Raw genomic sequence first — 26,789 nt, forward strand, 5'->3', positions numbered from 1 at the left:
AACTGTCCCGACTCACCGCAAAGCCTTATCTGAGGCCAATTTCCCGCGGTACAACCGGTTGATCCAGACGCCCGTTTGCCGCCGGGCGCGTAGCCAGTAGTATGCCAGCCCGGCAAGGCCGGCTTGTAAAATCGTCGAATGGCCATGAGCGGACGCTAGTTCACGTCCGCCCTTCGCCACCGTTCAACCCTTGAGCGTCTGTTCGAGCACGTGCAGCTCGTGATTGAGCTGCGCATCCTTGCTGCGTTCGTCGGCGATCTTCCGCACCGCGTGCAACACGGTGGTGTGATCGCGTCCGCCGAACAGCTCGCCGATCTCCGGCAGACTCTTCTGCGTGAGTTCCTTCGCCAGGTACATCGCGATCTGCCGCGGCCGTGCAATATTTGCCGGCCGCTTCTTCGAGTACATGTCCGCGACCTTGATGTTGTAGAAATCGGCGCAGGTCTTCTGGATGTTCTCCACCGAGATCTGGCGGTTCTGCACGGTCAGCAGATCCTTCAGCGCCTCGCGCGTGACCTCGATCGTGATGTCCTTGCCGTGGAAGTTCGAGAACGCGAGGATCTTGCGCAGCGCGCCCTCGAGCTCGCGCACGTTGGACCGCAGGTGCTTCGCGACGAAGAACGCCACCTCTTCCGGCACGCTCACGTTTTCCGCGGCCGCCTTCTTCATCAGGATCGCCACGCGCATTTCGAGCTCGGGCGGTTCGATCGCCACGGTCAGACCCGAGTCGAAGCGCGAGATCAGCCGGTCATCGATACCGGTGATCTCCTTCGGATACGTATCGCTGGTGATGATCACCTGCGCACGGTTCGCGATCAGCGCCTCGAACGCGTAGAAGAATTCTTCCTGCGTGCGGTTCTTGCCCGAGAAGAATTGAATATCGTCGATCAGCAGCAGGTCGAGCGAATGGTAGTAGCGCTTGAACTCGTCGAACGCTTTACGCTGGTACGCCTTCACCACGTCGGAGACGTACTGCTCGGCGTGGATATAGCGGATGCGCGCGCGCGGATTCTCCATCAGCATGAAATTGCCGATCGCGTGAATCAAGTGCGTCTTGCCGAGGCCCACGCCGCCATAGAGATAGAGCGGGTTGTACGACTTGCCCGGATTGTTCGCCACCTGGATCGCCGCCGCGCGCGCGAGCTGGTTCGCCTTGCCGGTCACGAAGTTGTCGAACGTGAGAATCGGATTCAGGCGCGAGCGCTCGTGCACCGTGTCGCTCTGCTGCGGCTGCGCCGGCTGCTGCTGGGGCACGCGGTACGACCGCGCGCTGGCCTCGGCCGGATCCATCTGGGCGACATCGATCTCGCCCATGTCCGGCATGTGGTTGCCCTGTAACGGATGGCCCGATGCCGCGCCGCGGCCGGCGTGCGACGGGTGCGCGCCCGGGTGGCTGCCCGAATGGCTGCCCGGATGGCCGCCCGCGTGGTTCACGGGAGCGGGGTAGGGCGCCTGCGGCGCGCTGGACGGATGGGGCGCCGGATAGTCGAAGCCGCCCGGCGCCTGATTGCCATATTGCTGGCTGCCGTACCCCTGTGCGGGCGCATGGTTCGCGCGCTGGCCGGGGGCGGACTGACCCGCCACGGACGACTGCGGATACGTACCCGGTGCTGCGCCTTCCGGGGCGCCGCCATGCACGCCCGGCTGCGCGCCCGGCGCCATATAGGCGGCCGCGCGCCCCGAGGCGGCGGGATCGAGTACGAAGTGAACGCTGACCTGCGCTTCCCAGTACTCGCACGCAAGGGCCGTGATGCGGCCGGAGAATTGGCTCTTGACCCAGTCCAGCTTGAAACGGTTGGGCGCGGCGATTCTGAGCGCGTGCGCCTCCTCGTCGAAGGCGACGGGCGCCAACGGCTTGATCCAGGTCTTGAACTGTTGCGGCGTCAGTTCGCGCTCGAGTTGCGCGGCTGCCGCCTGCCAGAAATCTTGCATGTGTTCTTGTTGAGTGACCGTACCAGGCGGCTCGGGTCGAGCCTCCCGGATACAGCACGAGCGCTGCGACGCCTTCTTCACAATCCGGCCTCGCACACGGCCCCGATCCGCGTGATCGGGTCGAGACGGCGATACCGCACCCACGATGCGCGACGAGGGCATCAGGGGGAAGCGGTATACCGATGGCAGAGGACCGGGTTGTACGTGCGCCACGCAGCCCGTGTAGTAGTTGGACCGGGATTGTACCCCCCGGCCCGAGTTATCCACAAAGGATAAGTCTGTGGACAACTTGTGCAAATTCAGTGGATTGCTGTGCACAACCTGTCCCCGCGCGGGTGGCGACAAGCGCGCTTTACACGATTTTTTCCCAACAGAACAACAACTTGATGCCGCTTTGACGCCCCTGGACCCCTCATCGCCCCGTGTGGCTGTTACCCACCGATAGGTGTGGACAATGGCCCGTGCGCGGCCGATTGGGCCGAGCCGCTTTCGGAGGTTGCCCACATCGGTTTCCTTGACACCTCAGCCGAAAATCGGTTAAATGGCGGGTTCTGCGATTCGGCAGGGGATCACGTGTGTCGTACGGGACGTTAACCGTAACGCCCCGAAATGTGCCACCCGGTCCTTGCCAGTTTCCGCGTTGTTGGTCAGCGCGGATCGAGACTTCCTCAGCAGTCAACTCGATATCGGCTTCGCGGCTCGCGCCGCGAACCCTCGTGCGAACCATACGCGGCGGCCACGGCCCCGGCAGTGCCGGCGTCCGGATAGCCCGGATCAACCAGAGAGTGCAACATGAAACGTACTTACCAACCTTCCGTTACCCGCCGCAAGCGTACCCATGGCTTCCGCGTGCGCATGAAGACCCGTGGCGGCCGTGCCGTCATCAACGCTCGCCGCGCCAAGGGCCGCAAGCGCCTGGCAATCTGAGGGCCGGGCGACCGGCCTGGACGGTGATCCGACGGATCCCGTTCTTGCCTACCGCCTCGCACTCAGGATGGCCGGGAGCGCAGCCGCCGGGCGCAGCTTTTCGCTAGCTTTGCACAGCGTGTCTACCCATGCCTTTCCAAAGGCCGCGAGGCTAACAAAGACGGATGAGTTTTCATCCGTTTTTGCTTTGCGGCCACGCCGCCGCAGCCCGCACTTCGTGCTGTACGTGCGCGCCAACGGCAAGGCCGAAGCGCGTCTTGGCGTCGTCGTCGGCAAGAAGTTCGCGCCGCGCGCCGCCGAGCGCAACCTGGTCAAGCGCATGGCCCGGGAACTGTTTCGCGGCCGGCAGGACCAACTCGCGGGCCGCGATGTGCTGTTGCGGCTGCAGACCAAGTTTCCGCGGGCCGAGTTTGCCAGCCGGGCGGCGATCCGCCGGGCGTGCAGCACGGAAATCGCAAGCCTGCTGGAGGTGGCGGCAAGGCCGATGCCACCGCCCGCCTGATCCCGACACCATGAAGCGAATCCTGCTTGTCCTGCTGCGTATCTACAAGATCGCGCTCAGTCCGTACCTGGGCTCGCAGTGCCGCTTCCTGCCGACATGTTCCGAATACGCGCGCGACGCCGTCACCCTGCACGGCGCCGCACGCGGAAGCTGGATGGCCGCTTGCCGGCTCTGCCGTTGTCATCCTTTCGCACAGGGCGGGTATGATCCCGTGCCCGAGCCCCGAAACATGGGGAGCGCCCAGGCGCCCCGTACGAGCGCCGCGCCAGGCCAGCCGCCTGTCACGATCCGGCTCCCCAGACCCTGAATTCCTCCGACCATAGCGAGACATGGATATCAAACGCACCATCCTGTGGGTCATCTTCTCGATGGCCCTCGTGCTCCTCTACGACAACTGGCAGCGGGCCAACGGCCACGCGTCGATGTTCTTCCCGAGCGCGACCACGCAGCAGGCGCCGGCCGGAGGCGCGAGCGACGCCGCGGCGCGCAACGACGTACCGCAGGCCAATGCCGCCTCGGCGGCCGCCGGCGTGCCGGGCGCTCCCGCGGCAGCGCCCGCGGCGGCGGCCCAGCCCACCGGCGAGAAGATCATCGTCACCACCGACGAGGTGCGTGCGGAGATCGATACGGCCGGCGGCATCCTGTCCCGCCTGGAACTGCTCAACGAGAAGGAAAAGGACGGCAAGCCGGTCGTGCTGCTCGAGCGTGACGCCACGCGTACCTACCTCGCGCGTTCGGGCCTGATCGGCGGCGACCTGCCGAACCACACGACTATCTTCACGGCGGCCCCGGGCCCGCGCTCGCTGGACGGCGGCGACAAGGTCAGCGTCGTGCTGACGGCCGAGAAGAACGGTACCAAGTTCGTCAAGACGTACACGTTCCACAAGGGCAGCTATGTCGTGGACACGCAGTTCGCCGTGACCAACGACGGCACCGCCCCGATCTCGCCGACGCTGTACATGGAACTCGCGCGCGACGGCAGCAAGGTCGAGCAGTCGCAGTTCTACAGCACGTTCACGGGTCCGGCCGTGTACACGGACGCGGACAAGTATCACAAGATCACGTTCGAGGACATCGCCAAGGGCAAGGCTTCGGTGCCGGGCCCGACCACCAACGGCTGGGTCGCGATGGTGCAGCACTACTTCGCGTCCGCGTGGATTCCGCAGACGGGCAAGGAACACTCGTTCTACGTCGAGAAGATCGACAACAACCTGTACCGCGTCGGTATCCAGCAGCCGCTGGGCCAGATCGCGCCGGGGGCGACGGTCACCACCGATGCCCGCCTGTTCGCCGGTCCGCAGGAAGAGCGCATGCTCGAGCAGATCACGCCGGGCCTGGAACTCGTGAAGGACTATGGCTGGCTGACGATCCTGGCCAAGCCGCTGTTCTGGCTGCTCGAGAAGCTGCACGGCTTCCTGAACAACTGGGGCTGGTCGATCATCGCGCTGACCGTGCTGATCAAGCTCGTGTTCTTCCCGCTGTCCGCGGCCAGCTACAAGTCCATGGGCAAGATGAAGGACCTGCAGCCGCGCATGACCGCGATCCGCGAGCGCTACAAGGGCGACCCGCAGAAGATGAACCAGGAGATGATGGGCCTGTACCGCACCGAGAAGGTCAATCCGCTCGGCGGCTGCCTGCCGATCGTGATCCAGATTCCGGTGTTCATCGCGCTGTACTGGGTGCTGCTGTCGTCGGTGGAAATGCGCGGCGCGCCGTGGCTGGGCTGGATCCACGATCTGTCGGTGCCGGATCCGTTCTACATCCTGCCCGTCGTGATGGCCGTGTCCATGTTCGTGCAGACCAAGCTGAACCCGACCCCGCCGGACCCCGTGCAGGCGAAGGTCATGATGATCATGCCGCTGGTGTTCTCGTTCATGTTCTTCTTCTTCCCGGCCGGCCTCGTGCTGTACTGGGTCGTGAACAACATCCTGTCGATCGCCCAGCAATGGCAGATCAACCGCATGCTCGGCAAGGGCAAGGCGGCCGCGGCGGCGAAGGGCTGATTCTTCCTCGCGCGCAAGACGAAAAACCCGGCTCCGGCCGGGTTTTTTCTTTGGCGGGCAGCAGGCGTATCCTTGCTGTCGATCCCCACCTTCACGAGGAGCCGACATGACCTGGTCCGCCCGGCAGTACACGCAATTCGAAGACGAACGCACGCGTCCCGTGCGCGATCTCGTGGGCGCCATTCCCACGCAGGACGCGAAGCGCGTCGTCGATATCGGCTGCGGACCGGGGAACTCCACGGAGGTGCTCGCGGCCCGTTACCCCGATGCGGAGGCGATCGGGCTCGACAGCGATGCCGACATGATCGCGGCCGCGCGCAAGCGCCTGCCCGCCCTGCGTTTCGATCAGGCCGACATCACGGACTGGCGCGACGAGGGTCCGTACGATGCGATCCTCGCCAATGCGGTGCTGCAATGGGTGCCGGACCATGCCACGCTGCTGCCCTCGCTGATCCGCAAGCTCGCGCCGGGCGGCAGCCTCGCGGTGCAGATGCCCGACAACCTCAACGAAGCGCCGCATCTGCTGATGCGCGAGACCGCGCTGGAAGGACCGTGGGCCGCCAAGCTTGCCGCCGCGGCCGACGCGCGCACGCCGCTCGCGTCCGAGCGCTGGTACTACGAACTGCTGAAGCCGCTCTGCGCGCGCGTGGATATCTGGCGCACGATCTACCAGCATCCGCTCGCGGGCGGCGCGGCCGCGGTCGTCGAATGGTTCAAGGGCAGCGGCCTGCGGCCGTTCCTCGCGCCGCTCGACGACGCCGAGCGCGCCGAGTATCTGCGCCGCTACGAGGCGAAGATCGCGGCAGCCATGCCGGCGCTGGCGGACGGCACCGTGCTGCTGCCATTCCCGCGCGTGTTTATCGTCGCCACGCGATAGCCCGCGGCGCCGCGCATGTCGCGCCGCACCAGGCGGCTCGTGTACTGCGGTCACGTGCCTGATCGCCTACACTGGAAGCGTCGCGCACGCGCGTCAGACGATCCACCCGCCATGGCAGAACGCATACGGTCCGGGCGCACACGCGGCGGCCTGCGACGCAAGATGGCTCCGCTCGCCGCATTCGTGGCCCTGGCGGATGCGGGGCTTTGCACGGTGCTGGCACGCGTCGATGCGTTGGTCGGTGATGTTGGCAATATCAGCGATGGTCGCGATGGTCCCGATCGTCGCCATCGTCCCGATAGCCCGGACCCTGGCGATATGGAGGCGATCCACGCCCTGCGCGTCGCCGTTCGGCATCTGCGCGCGGTAGCCTGGGCGTTCCAGCCAGTGGTCGCCGATGCGGTCCGTGCGCGCTGGAAATCCGTGCTGCGCGACACGGCCGATGCCTGTGGCGAGACGCGCGACTGGGATGTGTTCGTCGCCGAGACGCTCGCGCCGGCGCTCGAACGCGAACCCGCGCATCCGGTCCTGCTGGCCCTGATCGACGCCGCGCGGACCCGTCGCGCCGCGGCGCACGACGTGATGATGACGAAATTGTCACGTGACATGCGGCCGCGTCTGGGTACGCTTGAGGACGATGTGCGACGCCTGGTACGAACGTTGCGGAAGACGACGTCAGCCACGCGGAAGCGCCGCGATAAAGCCATGCGTCTCGATGCGTTCGCGCAGCGCCGGGTACGCAAGGCACGCCGCCACGTTCGCGCGCTGGCGCGGACCGCGCGCGATGGCCAGACCGAACACGTGCATCGCCTGCGCATCGGCAACAAGCGGCTGCGCTACGCGATCGAGGCGCTCGCGGACGTACTGCCGCGGCGGCTGCGCAAGCGCCTGCACAAGAAGCTCGTCCGTCGGCAGACCGCGCTTGGCACGGTCGTCGACGATGCCGTGGCCCGGCGACTGCTGTGTGAGTGCCTGACCGATCTGCGAAAATACGGCCCATGACTGCTCCCCTGCTTCCCATTGCCGCCATCGCCACCGCACCCGGACGCGGCGGTATCGGTGTCGTGCGCGTATCCGGCCCCGACGTTGCGACGATCGCGCGCGCCGTGTGTGGCCAGACGCTGAAGCCGCGCCATGCGACGTACCTGCCGTTCCTCGATGCGCGCGGCGGTGTCATCGACCACGGCCTCGCGCTGTACTTTCCGGCCCCGCATTCCTACACGGGCGAAGAGGTGCTCGAACTGCAGGGTCACGGCGGTCCCGTGGTCATGCAGATGCTGCTCGCGCGGTGCCTCGAGGCGGGACGCGATGTCGGCCTGCGGCTCGCCGAGCCGGGCGAGTTCACGCGGCGCGCGTTCCTCAACGACAAGCTGGACCTTGCCCAGGCCGAAGCCGTCGCGGACCTGATCGAAGCCAGCACCGAAGCCGCCGCGCGTTCGGCGGCGCGCTCGATGGAAGGTGTGTTCTCGCAGGCCATCCATACGCTCGTGGAGAAGGTGATTCACCTGCGCATGCTCGTGGAGGCGACGCTCGACTTTCCCGAAGAGGAGATCGACTTCCTCGAGGCTTCCGATGCCCGCGGCCAGCTGGCGGCGATTCGCGAGGCGCTGAAGGGCGTGCTCCGGCAGGCAAAGCAGGGCGCGTTGCTGCGCGAAGGGCTGTCGGTGGTGCTCGCGGGCCAGCCCAACGTCGGCAAGTCGTCGCTGCTGAATGCGCTGGCCGGGGCGGAGCTGGCGATCGTCACCCCGATCGCGGGGACCACGCGCGACCGCGTGCGCGAGACGATCCAGATCGAAGGTATTCCACTCCATATCATCGATACGGCGGGGCTGCGCGAGGATGCGGCCGACGAGGTCGAGCGCATCGGCATCGAGCGGACGTGGGAAGCGATCGGACGCGCGGATGTGGTGCTGCATCTGGTCGATGCGTCGGACTATCTCGAGAACGGCCTGTCGGAGGTCGACGATGCGATCGACGACCGGCTCAGCGGCCATCTGCCGCCGGGATCGCCGATCGTGCGCGTGGTCAACAAGATCGATATGGCACCCCCCGCCAGCGACACGATGTTCGGCGGCAACCGCCCGCACGTGGTGGTGGCCAACGGCCCCAATCCCACCGAGATCTGGATCTCCGCGCGCACGGGCGCGGGCATCGACCTGATGCGCCGCGAACTGCTGCGTATCGTCGGCTGGCAGTCGGGCAGCGAAGGCACCTTCCTCGCGCGCGAGCGGCACCTCACGGCGCTGCGCTGCGCGCAATCGCACCTCGACTGCGCCGCGGAACGCGCAGACCAGCAGGCGCAGGCGCTCGACCTGTTTGCCGAAGAACTGCGGCTGGCACAGGAACACCTGAACAGCATCACGGGCGAGTTCACGAGCGACGATCTGCTGGGGACGATCTTTACGCGGTTCTGTATCGGGAAGTGAGATCTCCCGTCACGTCCCCTGCACGGCTCGGGACGACTCGCGCGTACCCTCCGCATACAGCGCCAGCACATCGGCAATGGCCCGATTGCACGGCGTGGGTACACCCAGTTCCCGGCCGTACGCGGCGACGCCGCCGCTGAGCCAGGGGACTTCCAGGCGATTGCCGCGCTGGAGATCGTGGTGCATCGACGACGTCATGTCGGGTTGCAGCGTGTCCGAGAAGGCGAGGCGATCGTCGGCGAAGTTCTCCGCGAGCGCAACGCCCTTCGCGCGGCCCACGGCGACCACTTCGCGCATGACGTCATGCAGGAACGCCCGCGTCTGCGGGTTCGATCGGATCGGGCCGATCGGCTGGCGCATGCTCGACGTCGTGCCGGACAGGCCCACGAGGAAGACGAACTTTTCCCAGATCGTGCGCGTGATGTCCTCGCTGATATCGGCCTGGAAGCCCGCCTTCACGCAGGCGGCATGGAACGCCTGGACACGCGGGCTCACGCTGCGGTCGAACTCGCCGAATACCAGCCGCTGCAATGCGCCCTTGTATTCGATGATGCCGGGCTCGGCGATCACGGATGCGATGTAGCTCACGCCGCCGAAGGTGGCCTCCGCGGGCAGATGACGGCGCAGGATCTCGTCCTTGTGCACGCCGTTCTGGAAAGACACCACCGCCGCGCCCCCGTCGGTCAGGCGCCTGAGCGTGGGTGCGAGCGCTTCGGTGTCCCACAGCTTGACGGCGATCAGGATCAGGTCCGCGTGCGCGATCTGGCCGACGTCCTCCACGGCATTCACGTCGCGGAGGTGCAGATCGTCACCCGTTCCATCCGCGCTCCGCGTGCCACGAACCCGCAAGCCATGCTCGCGCATCGCGCGCAGATGGTTGCCGCGCGCGACGAACGTCACGTCGCAGCCGGCAGCGGCCAGCTTCGCCCCGAAAAACCCGCCCACGCCGCCGGCGCCGATCACTGCAATCTTCATGGTGTCTCTCCACAGGGTCTGGTGTGGGGGAAACTATACTGCGGCGCCGCGCACGCCGCAGGCGGCGATGTCAGGCTCAGGCGCCCCGGCGCTGTTGGCCTTCGTACACCTGCAGATGGCAGTACGCGGCCTGCGCGATCGGCGCGTCCTGCCCGAACGCCGCCGCGCGGCGCACGAGGTCGCCGACCACGTCGTCGGCCTCGAGGCGCGGTGCCCCATTGGCGATATCGCGCGCCATCGAGGCCATCCAGTCCAGATTTTCGTCGAGCAGCCGCGTCTCCATCTGCGTCACCACCGCTGCCGGAATCGGATAACCCTCGGCGTCGGCCACGGCAAGGCTCTCGGACATCGCGCGGCGCATCAGCGCCTTGCCGTCCTGCGTGCGCGCGATCTCGCCGACCGTTCCGCGCATCAGGCAGGTCATCAGCGCGGCCGTCGCGATATGGATCCACTTGTTCCACAGCGCCTGCCCGATGTTGTCGGAGACGCTGCGCGTACCGGGCGTGGTGCGGATGAGCGCGTGGAACGCTTCCGCCGCGGCCTGCTGTACCGGCTCGCGCGCGCCGACGATCACCACGTCGAGCTTGCCGTAATGGGCGATCGATCCATCGGCGTCGAGCATGGTCGCGATCTGCGATACGCCGCCCATCACATGCGCGCGGCCGAAGCGCGCGTCAAGGCGCTCGTACACGGACACCCCATTGAGAAACGGCAGGATGCGCGTCTGCGGGCCGATGGCCGGCGCGATGGCGTCCATCGCGGAGGCGAGGTCGTAACCCTTGCAGGCGAGCAGCACGAGGTCGTAGGCGACGTCGGATGCGCGCACGCCGGCGTCGTCCACGCACCGGACGGGCTGCCGGAATTCACCGAGCTCGCTGCGCACCACGAGGCCGTCGGCGGCCAACCGCGCCGCACGGCCCGGGCGCACGAGAAACGTGACGTCGGCGCCCGCTTCGATCAGCCGCGCACCGTAATAGCCGCCGATGGCGCCCGCGCCCAAAACCAGAATCTTCATGATGTTCGTCTCCAGGAATGTCCGTCATATCGCTTCGCGATAATACATGACGATCAACTTTTATTCAGGGCACGTTGACAGCGGGCCGGGGAGCGCCGACCATCGGGCCATCGAGAAATGAAGCAGGAGCGACCAGATGCCACGGGTATCGAAGGCGGAAGCAGAGAAGAACCGTGCCAATATCGAACAGGTGTCCGCCCGCCTGTTTCGCGAACAGGGGTTTCACGGCATCAGCGTGGCGGATCTGATGTCGGCGGCCGGCCTCACGCACGGCGGGTTCTACGGCCATTTCGAATCGAAGGATGCGCTGGCCGCCATCGCCTGCACGCGCGCGTTCGAGGAATCGACCGAACGGTGGCGCAAGCGCATCGACGGCGCGCCGGACCGCGCCACCGCGCTCACGGCGCTGATCGACAGCTACCTGTCCGCGCGCAGCCGCAATGCCATGGGCACGGGCTGCCCGATTGCCGCGCTCGCCAACGATGTGGCCCGCGAGGCCGACGACAAGCCCGTGCACGAGGCCTTCGTCGCGGGATTCGCCGCGCAGCTGGCGTTGCTGGAAGCACTGCAACCGGCCGAGGATGCCGGCCAGCGGCATACCGATGCGCTGGCGCAGATGGCGATGCTGGTCGGTGCGCTGGTACTCTCGCGCGCCACGCGCGGGCATGCGCTGTCCAACGAGGTGCTGGCCGCGGCGCGCGCGCAGTTGCCCGGCGGCTGAGGACTCCCCATCAGGACAACGGCGAACCGTTTACACTGGCGATCTTTGCCACATTCCGCCAGCGCAGGTTCTCCGATGTTGAGTCGCACCCGTCAGACCCTCATTGCCGTCATTGCTGTCGTGGTTCTCGGCATGCTGTGGTTTGTCGGCAATGAAAAGACCCCCGCGGTCGTCTCCGATACCAGCGATGCGGCGGCCCCCGACGCGCCGGCCAGCCTGCCCCGCGGCATCCCGCGCAACGGCACGCTCGATCCGATCAGCATCGACCCCGCGCGGCCGGCCGACCGGCTTCCCCAGTACGACGCGGATGCGATTCTCAACGACTACCGCGACAATACCGGCGCGGCGGACGATCGCTACCGCGGCCAGTATTTCATCGTCGAGGGCATCGCGAGCGGCATTCGCCGCGAAGGCAGCGACGTGTTCCTCGAGATCCGTACCAACGATTACGGTCATGTCGTGCGCGCGAACCTGCTGCCGCGGCAGATCTGCGGTCCGGGCACGCGCGCCTGCGAGGTGGAAGCGCGCGCGACCATGGTGCGGCGCGGCCAGAAAGTGGCCGTGGAATGCACGGGTGCCGGTCTGCTCAACGGCGACACGCCGCTGCTCGCGGACTGCCTGCTGCGCGGCGGCGCGAACTAGCCGCCGGCGCTTTGCCGGGGGTTTTGGCCTCTGTTCGTGCGATTGAAAGGGCGTCCGGGCGCCTAGAGTAAGTAGGCATGCTGCCGGCGGTGCGCTCGGCCGCGCCGACACGCTCCGGAACCCCCGCCAGGACACCCCGATGAAACGAACCCTTCTTGCCACCGCGCTCGCCCTGACGGTCAGCGCCTGCTCGACCTACGTGGCCGTCACGCCCGTGGATCGACCCGACCAATCCGACCCGCTGCTCGCGTTCCAGACGCCGAACGGCGTCCCGCAGTACCGCATCAACGGTACGCGCGTGATCGGTGCCGACGGCACGCTGCTGTGCGTGATCGCCAACACGGCCAACGGTAACGCCTATCTGAATGCGTTCCGCTCGTCGCTGCGCGCGCGCAACTTCGAAGTGAAGATGCTGCCGCCCGACTCGTCGATCGCGTCGTGTCCCCTTACCGTGACGTACACGGTGCAGGAGCAGACCTACTGGATGCCGTTCGTGAACGCGGCGGATATCACCGTGTACCGCAGCGGCGAACGCGTGGGCAAGGCCGTGTACAACGCCAACCGCAGCTCGGGTGGCCTGAACTTCAGCCACCTCGTGCCGGCCGACCAGACCATCGAGATGCTCGTGGAACGTCTGTTCCCGGGCCTGAAGCCGCAGCCCGCGCCGCAGGCCACGGACGCCGCCGCCACGCCGCCGGCGGCCTGACAGGCGGAGCGGGGGGAGGGGGGAGCCGGTACGGCCGCCTCATCCCGCCTTATCCCGCCCCTCTCCGCCTTTCCGCCTTTCCGCCTTTCCGCCTTTCCGCCCATTAGGCGAGGCGGAACACTTCCACCGCCTGCCGCAGTTCCTGCGCCTGATAGTGCAGGCTTTCCGCGGCAGCGGCGGCTTCCTCGACCAGCGCGGCGTTCTGCTGCGTGGTGATGTCCATTTCCGCCACCGCGCCGCTGATCTGCGTCAGCCCCTGCGACTGCTCGCGTGACGCCACGCTGATATCGCCCATCAGTGCCGCAATGCCTTCCACGCGGCGAACCATGTCGTCGATCGCGTTGCCGGCCTGCTGCACGGCCTCGTTGCCCGACTTCAGGTCCGTTACCGTGCGCTCGATCAGCTGCTTGATCTCGCCGGCCGCGTTGGCGCTGCGCTGCGCGAGGCTGCGCACCTCGCCGGCCACGACCGCGAAGCCGCGGCCATGTTCGCCCGCCCGTGCCGCTTCCACGGCCGCATTGAGCGCGAGGATATTGGTCTGGAACGCGATGCCGTCGATCATGCCGATGATGTCCACGACCTGCTGCGCATTCTTGTGGATATCCGCCATCGTGGTGACCACACGGCCGACGGTTTCGCCGCCCGCGCGTGCCGCCTCGGCGGCGCTGGTCACGGCTCCGTCGGCGTCCTGCGCGTTCTCGGCGTTCTGCTGCACCGTCGTGGTCAGTTGCTCGAGGCTGGCCACCGTGCGTTCGAGGCTCCCTGCCTGTGCGGCCGTGCGCGCGGACAGATCGGCGTTGCCGCTGGCGATCTGGCTCGTGCTGCCGGCAATCGCGCCGATGCTTGCGCGGACCTTGTCGACGATGCCCGTGAGGCCCTGGCCCACGCCATCGATCGCCCGCATCAGCTCGCCGATCTCGTCGCCGCGCTGGCTGTCCAGCCGCGTGGTGAGGTCGCCGGCCGCCAGTCGCGAGGCCGCTTCGGCCGCATGCGCGAGCGGCTGGCTCACCATCCGGCGCAGCAGCCACCAGAACGCGGCCGATACCGCGAGCGCGGCCAGCAGGCCGCCAATCAGGAACCGGTTGCGGCTGGCCACCAGTTCGTCGCGCAGCGTGGCCATCGGCACGGAGCCCGCGATCAGCCATTGCCATTCGGGGTAGGTGACGAAGGCGGTCAGGCGTTCGGTCGGCGACGTGCCGCCGAGCGCGATGGTGTGGGTCAGCGTGCCGTCCCTGGCGGCGATCATGTCGCGGACCCACGTGCCGCCGTCGGCATCCTTCGCGTCGAGCAGCGAGGTGCCTTCGCTGCCCAGCTTGTCCACCATCACCTTGCCCTGGTCCGCGCCGGCCTTGGCATCGATCACCATGAAGTGGCCCGTGCCGTTGATCGTCTTGCGGCGAATGCGGTTCTTCAGCGACGCGAGCTCGGCTTCGACGTTCACGCCCACGTACAGCGCGCCGACGATCTTGCCGCCAACGTCCTTCACGGGCTCGTACTTGCTCATATAGGGCTTGCCGAACAACCACGTGAGGGCGCGATACGAACGGCCCGCGGATATGGCGGCGTAGGCGGCGCCCGAACGGTCGAGCAGCGTGCCGACGGCGCGTTCGCCGTCCTGCTTCTTCAGCGAGGTGGTCACGCGGACGAAATCGTCGCCGGTGCGGGCGAACACGGTGGACACCGTGCCGCCGGTGGTGGCGAGAAAGCGGTCGGGGATCTCGAAGCTGTTGTTCAGCTGCAGGTCGCCGCTCAGGAAGGCGGGGGTCGGTTTGCCGGATACCTCGATGGTCTGCGACGGATCCACCGCGTAGGGGCCGGGGAGGACCGCCGCGAAGCTCAGCATGAAGCGGTCGGCTTCCTGGAGCATGGTGTCGTCGAGCTGGCCGACCAGTTCCCGCAGGGTCTGGCTCTCGGCGGTGATGGCGTCGCGCGCCTGCGTTTCCAGTTGCCGCATGCTGGCAACGGAGATGGCAAGCGAGAAGGCGCCGAAGGCGATGACCTGCACGACGAGCACGACGAGTGCGACGCGCGTGCCGATGCTCCAGTTGCTGGCGCGCTCCCGTGCGCGGCCGGCAAGGTTCGGACTATGGATGATGAGTTCTGACAAGGGGGCGCTCCGTGGAGTGACCACACGCCATCCCGGCGCGTGGGCGACGCCTGCTCTTCGGGCCGGTCGTCACCGGAGCTATTACGGTTACTTGGGGGATCGACTTTAGGAAATGCTTTACAGATGAACGGGTTTTACATGTATTGGTTGTCTGAGGAGCAGTCCGGAGAAAGGGTCTGTAGAAACGGTCTAGAATCTGCGCATGCCCGCTCCCAAGCCGACCGCCCGCGGTACCCCCGCCTATCCCGAGTACACGATCGACGAACTCGCGCGCGCGGCCGGGACGACCGTGCGGAATATCCGGTCCTATCAGGATCGCGGGCTGATCGATCCGCCCGAGCGGCGCGGGCGCGTGGGCATCTATACGCAGACCCACCTCGGGCGCCTGCGGCTCATCAACCATCTGCTGGCACGCGGGTACACGCTCGCGAACATCATGGAGCTGCTCAAGGCCATCGTGGAAGGCCATGACCTGCGCTCGATCCTCGGGCTCGAGAGCGCGATCAGCAGTCCATGGACCAGCGAGTCCCCGCGGCACTACTCCTATCTGGCCCTCGCCCGCCTGTTCGGTCGGGCGGTCTCGCGCCCGGCGCTCGCCAAGGCCATCGCCCTGGGGCTGCTCGAGCCCGATGGCTTCGGCTATCTCGCCCGGAGCCCGCGCGCCCTGCAAGCCGGCGCGGAGATCGCACGCGCGGGATTCCCGCTCGAGGACGTGCTCGGCATCATCGAACACGCGCGCAGCCACTTCCAGGCGGTGTCCGACCGCATCGTGGCGATGGTGGTGCGGGAACTCGACAAGTTCGGCGACGGCAACCTGCCGCCGCCCCAGGACGTGCCGCGCCTCGTCGATATCCTCTGGCGCATTCGCCCGCTGGCGATGGTTGCCGTGGAAACGGAAATGATGCGCGCGCTCGAGATCTCGGCCAACAAGTACCTGGGCGACCGCGTGGCGGCGATACTCGAGCACCTGCAAGACGGGCCCGGCGGCAAGGCGGGCAAGTGATGCCAACTGCCGCGGTCACGCGCCTGCCGACACCCCGCGGATAGACGGCGCGCGCGTGCTCGCCCCCGCCCGGATCGCCGTTTCCTCGATTTCCGCCACGAGCGGATCGATGCGGGCGAGTTGCGCGCGGTTGTCTTCGTCCCATGGATGGAAGCCCGGTCGGAAGTAGTCGAGCCATTCGGGGATCATGCGCCGCAGGACGCCCGGGGAGCCCCACAGGAAGTTCATCACGCGTCCAAACCCCAGCAGCTTGTTCGGGCAGTCGCGGTCCGCCATGACCAGGCGGATATGGAACACGAACACCATCGCCCAGAACGTGACCGTGGTGGTCAGCATCGTGAATGCGCGCAGCAGGTACCGGTAGGGACCCGGCTTCATCACCGCGTTCCACACATCGTAGGCCACGGCCTTGTGTTCGGTCTCCTCGAGCGCATGCCACGTCCACACCTGCCGGTAGCCGGGCTCGGAGTCGCCCATGTGGCGCGCGTCGGAGAGCAGGCCGCCCGCGAGCATCGCGGTGTAGTGCTCGAGCGCGATCGTATGCGCGAGTTGCCACGACTTCGGCAGGATCCGGCGCAGCAGGTTCAGCAGCTTCGCCACCGCGTTGTCGAGCTTCGATGCGGGCAGGCCCGCGTCGTCGAGCAACCGGTTATAGAGGATGTGCTCGCGTGTGTGCATCGCCTCCTGCCCGATAAAGCCCGCCACGGCCTGCTTGAGCTCGGGGTCGGTGATGCGGTCGCGATAGTTGCGCACGCTGTCCATGAAGAAGCGCTCGCCGGCCGGAAAAAAGATCGACAGCGCGTTGATGTAGTGGGTGACATGGCGCCCCCGCTCGTGCCAGTCGCAGATGCGATCGGGCGGCAGATGGGGATGCACGTCGCGTCGGACAGGCATCATGATGACGTCTCCTGGAGGAATGACAACAGATCGGCCGCGACGGGCCGCGGATCTTCTTCCATCGGGATATGGCCGAGCCCCGCATAACGGCGCAGCCGCGCGCCCGCTATGCGCTGGACGAAGGCATCGGCATGCGCGGGGGGAATCCACCGGTCGTGCTCGCCCCACATCACGAGCGTGGGCGCGCGCACCGTGTGCAGCGCCTCGGTCGGCAGCGCGTCGAAGTCGAGCTTCGGCACCATGCGTCCCACGGCCTCGCGCACGCCCGCGGCATGGAACAGGTCCACATAGCGACGGAAGGTCGCTTCCGAGATACGCGACGCATCGCCGTACACATCGCGCGTGGCCGCCCGCACGATCGCCTCGGGCAACATCCACGGCGCCGACCAGCGCACCGGCGCATGACGGAACAGGTCGATCCAGATGGGCAGCTTCATCGGGAACCCCGCCGCGCCGATCAGCACGAGCCGCTGCACGCGCGCGGGCGCGCGCACGGCAAGATCCCATGCGATGAGCCCGCCGAGCGAACTGCCGACGAACGTCGCGCGCCCGATACCCACCGCGGCAAGAAAGCCGTCGATGACCGCGCGGTACCGATCGACATCCATCGTCACGATGCGTCCCTGCGCGTCGCGCAGTGGCCCGCTGAGCCCGAACGGCGGCAGGTCGAAGCGCAACACGCGATAGTGCCGCCGGAGCGCGGGCATCAGGCCTTCCCACGTATGCAGCGATGCCCCGAAGCCGTGAATCAGCACGAGCGGTTCGCCGTCCGGCACGCCCTCGTCGGTGTAGTGGAGGCGAGCCCCGGCACAGTCCGGCAGCGTGACCGCGGCCCAGCGCGACTGCGGCAACGCATAGCGTCGGGCGAGCGTCTGCTGCGAGACGCCGAACAGTCCGATGCGGCCCTGGCCGAACCAGCGCGTGAACCATCCCGGTGGCGATTGCAGTGCCGCCTCGCGCGGCAGCGCGGCGCTCACGCGCGCTCTCCGTCGTGCGCGGGGGCCGGCGCGGCATCGCCCAGCAGCTTGCGGCGCTTGCGCCGGGTTTCGCGCACGACCAGCGACTGGTACGCGGCGGGCAGCAGGCGCGCCATCGCATCGGCGGCCACCGCATCGGGTCCGATCAGCACGCGCCGCCGGTTCGCGCGCACGCCATCGAGAATCACGCGCGCGGCTTTCTCCGGGGAGGTGATGAAGAACTTCTCGAACTCGTCGCGGCCCTGCTGCGCGTCGCGCACGAGCAGCCCGTTCACGCTCGGCGACACGCGGCTCGCGCGCGCGATGTTCGTCTTGATGCCGCCCGGATGCACGGTCGTCGCCGACACGCCGCAGTTCATCAGGTCGAGCTCCTGCCGCAACGCTTCGGTAAAGCCGCGCACCGCATACTTGCTCGCGTTGTAGGCGCCCATGCCCGGTTGCGCGAACAGGCCGAACACGCTCGACGTGTTGACGATATGGCCTTCGCCGGTCGCCTTCAGATGCGGCAGGAATGCCTTGGTGCCATGCACGACGCCCCAGAAGTTGATGCCGATGATCCAGTCGAGATCGTCGTACGTCATGCCATCGACGGTGCTCGAGAGCGCCACGCCCGCATTGTTGAAGATCAGGTTCACGCAGCCATGCGCGTCGGCGGTCTCATCGGCCCACGCATGCACGGCATCGCGTTGCGCGACATCGACGACGGCGCTTGTCACGCGCAGCATCGGCGCGCTACGCGACGCGATGCGTCCCACGTCCGCGACGGTCTGCGCGAGCGCATGGGCGTTGCAGTCGGACAGCGCGAGGTGGCAGCCTTCGCGCGCGAGGTCCAGCGCAAGCGCGCGGCCCATGCCGGACGCGGCGCCCGTAATGGCCGCCACCTTGTCTCGAAATACCTTCATGCGGGTCTCCGTTCGTTGTTGTAGGCGTCCTGCGCGTCGTGCATCGCGTCGCGCATCGCGTCCTGCATGTCCCTCGCATCGGGCGCATGCGCGCGCCGGGGCCACGTCTCGTAGTCGTTCAACCGGAACGAGGCCGTCGCGCGGCGGAACTGGAAGGTGAAGCCCGGCCACAGCGTGGTGTTCCGGCCGCTGCGCGGATCGATGTACCAGCTCGCGCAGCCGCCGGCCGACCACACCGCGTGGCCGAGCCTGTTCTGGATATCCGCATTGAAGGTCCGCTGCACTTCGGGCCGCACATCCACCGCATGCAGGCCGCGCTTGTCCATATGGCGCAGCGCGTCGAGGATGTAGGCCACCTGCGATTCGATCATGAACACCATCGAGCTATGGCCGAGGCCCGTGTTCGGGCCCACCACGAGGAACAGATTCGGAAAGCCCGCGACCGTGGTGCCCAGGTACGCCTGCGCGCCATCGCGCCACGCGTCGAGCAGGTCGCGCCCGTCGCGGCCGACGATCACGCCGCGCGGCAGCGGATCGGTGGCGTGGAAGCCCGTGCCGAGGATGATGCAGTCCGCGGGCCGCCGCGTGCCGTCGCGCATGACGATCGCATCGGGCTCCACGCGCGCGATGCCCGTGGTCACCACGTCGACGTTGGGACGCGACAGCGTCGGGTAGTAGTCGTTGGAGATGAGCACGCGCTTGCAGCCGATCGTGTAGTCGGGCGTCAGCGTGCGGCGCAACGCGGCATCGGGCACCTGCCGCGCGAGATGCCGGCGCGCGATGCGTTCCACCGCTTTCATCAGCTTCGGATGGATCACGAAGCCGAGCACGCGCGCCTCGAGCGCCCAGTACAGCCCCGCGCGCCACAGCGCCTGCGTCAATGGCAGATAGCGGAACAGCCAGCGTTCGCGCGCGCTCACGGCGCGGTCCGGCTTCGGCATGATCCATGGCGGGGTGCGCTGGTACAGATCGAGTTGCGCGACCTGCGGCGCGATCTGCGGCACGAACTGGATCGCGCTCGCGCCGGTGCCGATCACCGCCACGCGCTTGCCGGCCAGCGGATAGTCGTGCCGCCACTGTTGCGAGTGGAAACAGGTGCCGGCAAAGGATTCGAGGCCCGGGATATCGGGAATCGACGGACGGCTCAGCCCGCCCATGCCCGAGACCAGCACGCGCGCGCTGATCCGCGCGCCATTGGCCATCTCGAGCCGCCAGACGCCCCCATGCTCGTCCCAGCTGGCACGGCGCAGTTCGTGGCCGAAGCGCAGGTGGGGGCGCAGGCCGAAGCGGTCCGCGCAGCGTTCGAGGTAGGCGCGGATCTCTGGCTGCGGCGAGAACATGCGCGACCAGTCCGGGTTCGGCGCGAACGAGAACGAATAGAGGTGGGACTGCACGTCGCACGCGCAGCCGGGGTAGTGGTTGTCACGCCAGGTGCCGCCCAGCGAGTCGGCCTTCTCGAAGATCGCGAAATCCTCGACACCGGACTGCCGGAGGCGAATGGCCATGCCAAGTCCGGCGAACCCGCTGCCGATGATGGCAACGTCGCAATGCCCGTCGGCACGGGTCTCCGAGGCACTTCTCGGTGGGGCATTCATCGGGGGCGTCTCTCCATGGTGGTGGCATCGATCTGGCGTCGATCTTTACATTGATCGATGTCATCGTAGGCACCCGCCCCGGCGTCGGTCAACGCGCTGGTTTGAAGGATTGCTCTATTTTTGGCCGATTTCCAGCGATGTTGGCATCACATTAAACGGCGTTAGTGGCGGGATCGCAGCGCTGGGTACGGACCGCCGCCGTGCGTTTGAAACCGCTGAGCGATTGCTGGCGCGCGCGGGCGGCTTCGGCAGAATCGCAACGCCGATCGCCCAAAGCTGCGGGTGATACGAGAACGACAACATCCACGGAGACCGCCATGCCCCCTCGCGACCCCGCGCGCCGCCACGTGCTCAAGGTCGGCGCCGGCTTCACCGCCGCACTCGCCTGCGCCGCGATCCTCCCCGCGCTGACGGGATGCGCGGGTGCCAGTCCGCCGCTGCCCGGGCTGGATTTCCTCCAACCCGCCGACGTGGCGATGTTCCGCGCGCTGCTGCCCGCGATCGCCAGCGATCTCGCGACGCTCGATACCGCGCAGCGCGACGTGCGGCTCGACAAGGCCGTGCGCAATATCGACGCGACCATCGCGGCCATGGGATCGCAGTCGCGCGGCGAGCTACGCAAACTGCTGGACCTGCTGGCCAGCCGGCCGCTGCGCTGGATGCTGGCGGGCATTGCCACGCCCTGGGAGCACACCACGCCCGGGCAGGCGCGCGCGTTCCTCGCGCGCTGGCGGGCGAGCCGCTTCGCCACGCTCAACGCGGGCGGCGTCGTGCTCGTCAAGCTCGCGAGCGTCAGCTACTTCGTGCTGCCGGAGACGTGGGCCGCCAGCGGCTATCCGGGACCCAACCCCGCCATCTATCGCGCGCTCCACGCGTGAACCGACCATGCCCATCGACGATCTCTACAGCGCCGGCATCGCGGCCGGCTGGCGCGTGCATGACGCCTCCACGTTCACGTCGCCGCGCACCTTCGAGACCGACGTCGCCATCGTCGGCAGTGGGGCCGGCGGCGGCATCAGCGCGGAGGTGCTCGCGCAGGCGGGACTGCGCGTGCTGCTGCTCGAGGAGGGCGGCCTGCACACCTCCGACAGCTTCCGCGACATGGACGAGGCACGCGCCTATCGCGAGCTGTATCAGGAAGCGGCCGCGCGCGCGACCGGCGACGGATCCATCGCGATCCTGCAGGGCAGGGCCGTGGGCGGCAGCACCACGGTCAACTGGTCGTCGAGCTTTCGCACGCCGCCGCAGACGCTCGCGCACTGGGCCGCGCACCATCATGTGAGTGGCCACGGCGAGCGCGAGATGGCGCCATGGTTCGAACAGGTGGAGGCCCGGCTCGGCATGTCGCCATGGGCGATGGCGCCGAACGCGAACAACAGCGTGCTCAAGCGCGGATGCGACAGGCTCGGCTGGGAATCGCACGTGATTCCGCGCAACGTGAAGGGCTGCTGGAACTCGGGCTATTGCGGCCTCGGCTGTCCGGTCAACGCCAAGCAGTCGATGCTGGTCTCGACGATCCCCGCCGCGCTCGCGCATGGCGCCACGCTCGTCCACCGCGTGCGCGTCCGCACGATCGACCACGTCGGGCAACATGCAAGCGGCCTGACGGCGGAGGCACTGGGCGGCGACGGTTACACCGCGACCGGCGTTCCGGTCATCGTGCACGCGCGCTACGTGATCGCGGCCGGCGGCGCGATCAATACGCCCGCGCTGCTGCTGCGCTCACGCATCCCCGATCCGCATGCGCGCATCGGCAAGCGTACGTTTATTCATCCGGTCAATCTCACCATCGCGGAAATGCCCGAGCGTATCGATCCTTACTATGGCGCACCGCAGTCGGTCGCCTCGGATCATTTCCAGTGGCGCGATGGCGCGACAGGCCCGATGGGTTACAAGCTCGAAGTGCCACCGATGTTTCCGGGCATCAGCGCGGGCGTGTTCAACGCGCTCGGCGACGAGCTGCGCCGGGCGATGGCGGCCTTGCCCCATACCAACGCGATGCTGGCGCTGCTGCGCGATGGGTTCGTGCCGGAGAGCGAAGGGGGACGCGTGCGCATTGCCGACGACGGCAGTCCGGTCCTGGACTATGCGGTCAGCGATTATGTATGGGACGGCGTGCGCCGCGCGTACCTGAGCATGGCGGAGGCCCAGTTTGCCGCGGGCGCGCGGCGCGTCCGCGCGGCACATCTGGACGGCGCCTGGCACGACAACTGGCCCGCCGCGCGCAAGGCCATCGGCGCGCTGCCGCTACGGCCGTTTCGCGCGCTGCTGTTCTCGGCCCACCTGATGGGCGGCTGCGGGATGAGCGATGACCCTACTGCTGGCGTGGTGGATAGCCAGGGACGTCATCATGAACTACGAAATCTATGGGTATTCGACGGATCTGTCTTCCCCACCAGCATAGGGGCGAATCCGCAGTTGTCAGTATTCGCACTGACATTGCAAAATGTGTCACAGCTGCGGCGAAACATCACGGCGTGATGAGCGTGGCGGCGCTGCAAGGTAAGAGAGTGGGCTCTGTCGGGGGGCGGAGCCGGAGGAGGGCGTGGCACACAACAGATGGCGGCGATCGTTCGCAAACCCTTGCGTGACGGGACTTTGCGGCAATCGGCGACCGGACCGGGCCACGCGGACGGACAACCCCTGACCGGGGCGACAATCCGTTTTGTCTCATTAGAGCAACTCTTCGAATATTTGGCTTGTGAAACGCTCGAAGCCATAGATAGGCTTCGTACAACCGTTTCAAGCAACCGTCAGCCGTCAGAGCTCGGAGCCAAATGGTAGTGGATATTTTTTGCAGGGGTCCACAGCAGGTTTTTTTTGCGAGAGACACCCATGAAGACCGGCAGAAGCACGGCAGGAGACACGAAGGCCCGCATTCTCGATGCAACTGAAAAGTTGTTCATCGAGGTCGGCTACGAGGCGACTTCCCTGCGTCAAGTCACCTCACGGGCCATCGTGAACCTGGCAGCAGTCAACTACCACTTCCGCAGCAAGGAAATGATGATGCAGTCGGTGCTGGGGCGCCGTCTGGATCCGCTCAACGAGCGCAGGCTTGCGCTACTCGATGCCGTAGAGGCACGGTGGCCAGGCCATGACATCCGCTGCGAACACGTGATGGGCGCGCTGTTCGTGCCCGCGCTCCAGATGGCGCGCGAGCCCGATATCGGCGGTCCGTCGTTCCTGCGGCTGCTCGGCCGCGTGTATTCCGATACCTCTCCGTTCATCCAGTCCTATCTGGTCGGCCATTACGCGCCGGTGTTCGGCCGCTTCTTCGAAGCGTTCGCCCGCGCGCTGCCCGATGTCCCACGCCAGGAACTGGGCTGGCGCCTGCATTTCGCGCTCAAGGCGCTGGCGGGCGTGCTGGCCGGCGATGAACTCGGCAACCTGATGCCGACGTTCACGCAAGGCCAGCAGATGAGCGATGCGCACGTACTCGCGCAACTGACGTCGATGGTCGTGGCCGCCCTCCAGGCGCCCGCGCCGTCGTCCGATCAGCTCGGCGCGCTGCAGGACGTCTTCGACATCGGCGAAGACCAGCATGCGGACGAACGCGCCAGGCAGGAGCATATGGCCGCGCTCGCCGCCACCATCGAGGACGAAGCCCACACGGTCGCCGCGGCGACCGCCGCCGCCGTGAATCGCGCGCGCCGCGGCGCCGCGCGCACGGTACGCAACGAGGGCACCTCCCGATCCGCCACGGCCAGCATGGCCGTGCGCCGCGAGCACTGCGCGCCCTTCCCGAGCAACCCGCTCGACGACTGGATGCGCACGCGTCCCAGGACGTAGCGGCACCGTAGTACGAGGGCGGCCCTGGCCGGGGCCGCTCTCCTCCAACCCCTTCCCGATCGTTGTTCCGATCGCTGTTCCCGAATCGCGAGAGCGAGGCGCGCGTTCGCGCGCGCGCCGTCCGGCCGCACATAACTAGAAACGAGGAGACACCATGAAGGCCCCCCCGATCCTGTCGTCCGCATCCTCTTCCATTCCCCTCACGCTGCTCGCCCTCGCTGGCGGCATGCTCGGCCTGCTGGCGGCGCCGCCGGGCGCCGCGCAGTCCGCGTCCGCGCCGGCCGCCTTGACCCGCGCGGCCACGCCTTACGACGAACTGCCGGCGGCCCAGCAGGCCACGCTGTTTTCGAAGCAGACCGCCAGCGGCGAACTGGCGGCGCTCTCCGACGAGCAGGTGCTGGCCACGTTCGATGCCATGCGACCCGAAGCACTGCTGCAATGGGCCCGCGCGGAGGTCAACCGCTATCCCGAGTACGAATACTGGATGACGCGCCAGGAACGGCTCAACGGACAGTGGCAGGACGTGCCCGCGCGCATGCAGGTCCGCTATCGCCATCTGCCGCGGCAGCTCTACGCGAAATGGCTGCCCAATGGTGTGCAGGCGGGGCAGGAGATCATCTACGACGAGACGAAGCGCAAGGACGAGATGTACGGCCATCTCGGCGGCATGCTCGGCTTCACGTCGATCTGGCTCGCGCTCGACGGCTCGCTCGCGCGCGCGCAGTCCAATCACACCGTGCGCGATCTCGGGCTGCAGTTCGTCGTCTCCACGCTCGAACGCGACGCGCGCACGCTGCGTGCCGCCGGCCTCAGCGAGAAATACACGCGCGCGGAGATCGTGCGCGAACACGGCACGCGCATGGTCGCGCTCACCTGGGACCTGCCCGAAGGCGCACCGAAGTATTACGCGAAGAAGGTGCAGCTGATGTTCGATCTCAGGAACCCGTTTCCGCGTGTGGAAACCGCGTGGGATGCCGACGGCTTCATGGTGGAGAAGATCGTCTTCGAGAAGGCCGTGAAGAAGAACTTCGATGCTTCCGCGTTCGATCCGGCCAACAGCGAATACAAGTTCTGATTCTCAGGTTCAGATTCCGATCGGGTTCCGCCGTGCAGTTCGCACGCGAAAGTCCGTGCGTTTGAATTCGCGCTCGCGCGCCGCGTCGCGCGGTTTGAACGACGCCGCGAACGGCCATGCAGTACCCGTATCGACCGGACCGGCCATGTTTGGAACGTGCGCTCTATTGCGCTGTGGCGTCCCAGCGGCCAGAGTCCGACCACCGAGCAAGATCCGGAGAAACCGGGTCGCCGGCATAAGAAATGGAGACAAGCCATGCACCAGCCGTCGCGTCGACGCGCCTTCCTTTTTGTCACAGGGGTAAGCCTTTCACTCGCACTCGCCGCATGCGGCGGCGGTGAAGGCGAGCCCACCAGTTCGCCGGCCGCCGCGGGCCAGCAGTGCGGACAGACCAACAGCTGCCCCGACTCCGGCCCCGCGCAGAACGATCCCGTCGCCGCGCTGTGTCCCGCCTCGCTGGACTACAAGACCGTCTACACGGGCGGCTCCGGTGCCGGCGAATTCGTGAAGATGCAGTTCGACACCACGGCGGGCACATACCGCATCCAGATCATCGAATCGCCGGTGCCCAAGCGGACCGGCGAGGTGCAGCCCACGCGCGCGGGCGTGACGCTCGAAGGCACGTTCACGCATCCCGACAAGCCGCTGCCGACGCCGGCGCAGAATGCCTGCGCGCTCCAGCTCAAGACCGTCTCGGCGTCCGATGGCGTATCGCAGGCGCTGATCGATCCCGCCAATCCGCCGATCGTCTTCGTCGGCAACGGCGTGGCCGGCGGCGGCATTCCGGGTGCGACGATCTCGTTCGACGGCATCTTCGGCATCGGCGTCATTCCGCCCAAGACGTTTCCCGTCTATCCGGTCCTGGCCTTCGCGCAGACCGAGACGGACTTCAGCAAGGTGGCCGGTGCGTACAACATGATCGGCTATCACATCGTGCCGTCGGGCGCGTCGATCCTCCCCGGCGACAAGTTCATCGCCGCGACGAAGACGTCCACCGAAACCATCCATGCGGATGGCACCTGCACACCGGCCTCGGGCGCGGACTGCTTCTCGACGGGCCAGCCATGGAAGCCCCGCGCGCAGAACGATGGCGCGTTCGAGAGCACGAACAAGGACAAGACGAAGCACTACCCGTACTTCTGGAAGGAGTCCGTCACGACGGATCAGAGCAGCCAGGCCAAGGGCGTGCTCGTGGTCGGCAAGCTCGAAGGCAAGCTCGTGCCGCTGCTGATCCGCGTCGGCTACGCGATCGCGGACCTGAGCACGTTCGAGATCGTCATCGACGACGAGTCCGGCCTTGCGCTGCTCGCCCCGAACGTCAGGACGACGAACAGCGTGCTCAACGGCAGCTATATCGGCTCGGGCAGCGACCTGAAGTACGTGTCGTCGATCGTGCAGAACAACATCGTGGCGCTGATCGATCCGCAGGATTCGTCGCTGCATCCGATCGGTGCCTACCAGATGGACCTGACGCAGAACGCGCCCGGCTTCGTCAACACCGTCGATAACAGCGGGCAGGCCGGCCAGATGATCACCACCGGCCCCGTGTTCGCGCATCTGTACGGCAATGCCGCCAGTCCCACGTTCCGCGTGAGCGTGGTGGCGAGCCGCTGAGCGCCATTCGAGAGTACCACCGCCCATAACAGAAGCGCCCGCAGGGAATCCCCGCACGGGCGCCCGGACGTACGCCACACAAGGAGACTCGCCATGGAGAGAGA

24 protein-coding genes are annotated in these 26,789 nt (G+C 67.2%); 16 read left to right on the top strand and 8 right to left on the bottom strand.

What is annotated here, in order from left to right; all coding sequences use genetic code 11:
• Positions 1-183 precede the first annotated feature (183 nt).
• Positions 184-1,932, bottom strand: coding sequence for a chromosomal replication initiator protein DnaA (dnaA, locus tag FOB72_RS14655; RefSeq protein WP_150373278.1), 1,749 nt, complete (start codon positions 1,930-1,932; stop codon positions 184-186).
• A gap of 792 nt (positions 1,933-2,724) precedes the next feature.
• On the opposite strand from dnaA, the gene rpmH reads away from it, so the two are divergent.
• From rpmH to mnmE, 7 genes are all read left to right on the top strand, one after another.
• Positions 2,725-2,859, top strand: coding sequence for a 50S ribosomal protein L34 (gene rpmH, locus FOB72_RS14660; RefSeq protein ID WP_008650850.1), 135 nt, complete (start codon positions 2,725-2,727; stop codon positions 2,857-2,859).
• Between the two features lie 118 nt (positions 2,860-2,977).
• A complete protein-coding gene (gene rnpA, locus FOB72_RS14665) occupies positions 2,978-3,361 on the top strand; it encodes a ribonuclease P protein component (RefSeq protein ID WP_150373280.1) in 384 nt (127 codons plus the stop codon).
• Between the two features lie 10 nt (positions 3,362-3,371).
• Complete coding sequence (gene yidD, locus FOB72_RS14670; protein ID WP_150373281.1) at positions 3,372-3,668, top strand: membrane protein insertion efficiency factor YidD; 297 nt, start codon at positions 3,372-3,374, stop codon at positions 3,666-3,668.
• A 22-nt stretch (positions 3,669-3,690) separates the two neighbouring features.
• Positions 3,691-5,364, top strand: a complete 1,674-nt coding sequence (gene yidC / locus FOB72_RS14675) for a membrane protein insertase YidC (protein ID WP_150373283.1) — start codon at positions 3,691-3,693, stop codon at positions 5,362-5,364.
• A gap of 106 nt (positions 5,365-5,470) precedes the next feature.
• Positions 5,471-6,241, top strand: a complete 771-nt coding sequence (gene tam, locus FOB72_RS14680; protein ID WP_150373284.1) for a trans-aconitate 2-methyltransferase — start codon at positions 5,471-5,473, stop codon at positions 6,239-6,241.
• A gap of 162 nt (positions 6,242-6,403) precedes the next feature.
• Positions 6,404-7,243, top strand: coding sequence for a CHAD domain-containing protein (locus FOB72_RS14685; RefSeq protein WP_223851349.1), 840 nt, complete (start codon positions 6,404-6,406; stop codon positions 7,241-7,243).
• A complete protein-coding gene (gene mnmE / locus FOB72_RS14690; RefSeq protein ID WP_150373285.1) occupies positions 7,240-8,667 on the top strand; it encodes a tRNA uridine-5-carboxymethylaminomethyl(34) synthesis GTPase MnmE in 1,428 nt (475 codons plus the stop codon). The genes FOB72_RS14685 and mnmE overlap by 4 nt, the downstream gene beginning before the upstream one ends.
• Positions 8,668-8,676: 9 nt before the next feature.
• Here mnmE and FOB72_RS14695 read toward each other — a convergent pair whose 3' ends face one another.
• Together FOB72_RS14695 and FOB72_RS14700 are read right to left on the bottom strand one after the other, a co-directional pair.
• The gene (locus FOB72_RS14695) at positions 8,677-9,642 is read right to left on the bottom strand and encodes a ketopantoate reductase family protein (protein WP_150373286.1); all 966 of its coding nucleotides are present in this window, start codon (positions 9,640-9,642) and stop codon (positions 8,677-8,679) included.
• Between the two features lie 76 nt (positions 9,643-9,718).
• Positions 9,719-10,657, bottom strand: a complete 939-nt coding sequence (locus FOB72_RS14700; protein WP_150373288.1) for a 2-dehydropantoate 2-reductase — start codon at positions 10,655-10,657, stop codon at positions 9,719-9,721.
• A gap of 136 nt (positions 10,658-10,793) precedes the next feature.
• On the opposite strand from FOB72_RS14700, the gene FOB72_RS14705 reads away from it, so the two are divergent.
• The 3 genes from FOB72_RS14705 to FOB72_RS14715 all read left to right on the top strand — a co-directional run bounded on the left by FOB72_RS14705 (position 10,794) and on the right by FOB72_RS14715 (position 12,726).
• The gene (locus FOB72_RS14705; RefSeq protein WP_150373290.1) at positions 10,794-11,378 is read left to right on the top strand and encodes a TetR/AcrR family transcriptional regulator; all 585 of its coding nucleotides are present in this window, start codon (positions 10,794-10,796) and stop codon (positions 11,376-11,378) included.
• Between the two features lie 75 nt (positions 11,379-11,453).
• Positions 11,454-12,020: an OB-fold putative lipoprotein gene (locus tag FOB72_RS14710; RefSeq protein WP_150373291.1), complete on the top strand. Its 567-nt coding sequence runs from the start codon at positions 11,454-11,456 to the stop codon at positions 12,018-12,020.
• Between the two features lie 139 nt (positions 12,021-12,159).
• Positions 12,160-12,726: an Sbal_3080 family lipoprotein gene (locus tag FOB72_RS14715; protein WP_150373293.1), complete on the top strand. Its 567-nt coding sequence runs from the start codon at positions 12,160-12,162 to the stop codon at positions 12,724-12,726.
• A 103-nt stretch (positions 12,727-12,829) separates the two neighbouring features.
• On the opposite strand, the gene FOB72_RS14720 is transcribed toward FOB72_RS14715, so the two are convergent.
• On the bottom strand, positions 12,830-14,833 hold the full coding sequence (locus tag FOB72_RS14720; protein WP_223851350.1) for a methyl-accepting chemotaxis protein: 2,004 nt from the start codon (positions 14,831-14,833) through the stop codon (positions 12,830-12,832).
• Between the two features lie 202 nt (positions 14,834-15,035).
• On the opposite strand from FOB72_RS14720, the gene FOB72_RS14725 reads away from it, so the two are divergent.
• Positions 15,036-15,836, top strand: a complete 801-nt coding sequence (locus FOB72_RS14725; RefSeq protein WP_150373294.1) for a MerR family transcriptional regulator — start codon at positions 15,036-15,038, stop codon at positions 15,834-15,836.
• 15 nt (positions 15,837-15,851) lie between these two features.
• Here FOB72_RS14725 and FOB72_RS14730 read toward each other — a convergent pair whose 3' ends face one another.
• Genes FOB72_RS14730 through FOB72_RS14745 form a run of 4 tightly spaced genes read right to left on the bottom strand, consistent with a single transcriptional unit; the run spans position 15,852 to position 20,207 of the window.
• Positions 15,852-16,733: a metal-dependent hydrolase gene (locus FOB72_RS14730; protein WP_150373295.1), complete on the bottom strand. Its 882-nt coding sequence runs from the start codon at positions 16,731-16,733 to the stop codon at positions 15,852-15,854.
• On the bottom strand, positions 16,730-17,710 hold the full coding sequence (locus tag FOB72_RS14735; protein ID WP_223851351.1) for an alpha/beta fold hydrolase: 981 nt from the start codon (positions 17,708-17,710) through the stop codon (positions 16,730-16,732). Before FOB72_RS14735 ends, FOB72_RS14730 begins: the two co-directional genes overlap by 4 nt.
• Positions 17,707-18,612, bottom strand: a complete 906-nt coding sequence (locus FOB72_RS14740) for an SDR family NAD(P)-dependent oxidoreductase (RefSeq protein ID WP_150373296.1) — start codon at positions 18,610-18,612, stop codon at positions 17,707-17,709. The genes FOB72_RS14735 and FOB72_RS14740 overlap by 4 nt, the downstream gene beginning before the upstream one ends.
• Entirely contained in the window at positions 18,609-20,207 is a 1,599-nt protein-coding gene (locus tag FOB72_RS14745; RefSeq protein ID WP_150373297.1) for a flavin-containing monooxygenase, read from the bottom strand. The genes FOB72_RS14740 and FOB72_RS14745 overlap by 4 nt, the downstream gene beginning before the upstream one ends.
• A gap of 317 nt (positions 20,208-20,524) precedes the next feature.
• On the opposite strand from FOB72_RS14745, the gene FOB72_RS14750 reads away from it, so the two are divergent.
• The 5 genes from FOB72_RS14750 (at position 20,525) to FOB72_RS14770 (ending at position 26,685) form a co-directional block, all read left to right on the top strand.
• Positions 20,525-21,085 carry a hypothetical protein gene (locus tag FOB72_RS14750; RefSeq protein ID WP_150373298.1) on the top strand — a complete coding sequence of 187 codons (561 nt, stop codon included), beginning with the start codon at positions 20,525-20,527 and terminating at the stop codon, positions 21,083-21,085.
• Positions 21,086-21,092: 7 nt separating this feature from the next.
• A complete protein-coding gene (locus FOB72_RS14755) occupies positions 21,093-22,688 on the top strand; it encodes a GMC family oxidoreductase (RefSeq protein WP_150373299.1) in 1,596 nt (531 codons plus the stop codon).
• 354 nt (positions 22,689-23,042) lie between these two features.
• Positions 23,043-23,996: a TetR/AcrR family transcriptional regulator gene (locus FOB72_RS14760; RefSeq protein ID WP_150373300.1), complete on the top strand. Its 954-nt coding sequence runs from the start codon at positions 23,043-23,045 to the stop codon at positions 23,994-23,996.
• 154 nt (positions 23,997-24,150) lie between these two features.
• Entirely contained in the window at positions 24,151-25,071 is a 921-nt protein-coding gene (locus tag FOB72_RS14765; RefSeq protein ID WP_150373301.1) for a DUF1571 domain-containing protein, read from the top strand.
• Between the two features lie 255 nt (positions 25,072-25,326).
• Positions 25,327-26,685: a DUF2957 domain-containing protein gene (locus FOB72_RS14770; protein ID WP_150373302.1), complete on the top strand. Its 1,359-nt coding sequence runs from the start codon at positions 25,327-25,329 to the stop codon at positions 26,683-26,685.
• Positions 26,686-26,789 lie beyond the last annotated feature (104 nt).

Source organism: Cupriavidus pauculus, assembly GCF_008693385.1.
Classification (GTDB): domain Bacteria; phylum Pseudomonadota; class Gammaproteobacteria; order Burkholderiales; family Burkholderiaceae; genus Cupriavidus; species Cupriavidus pauculus_D.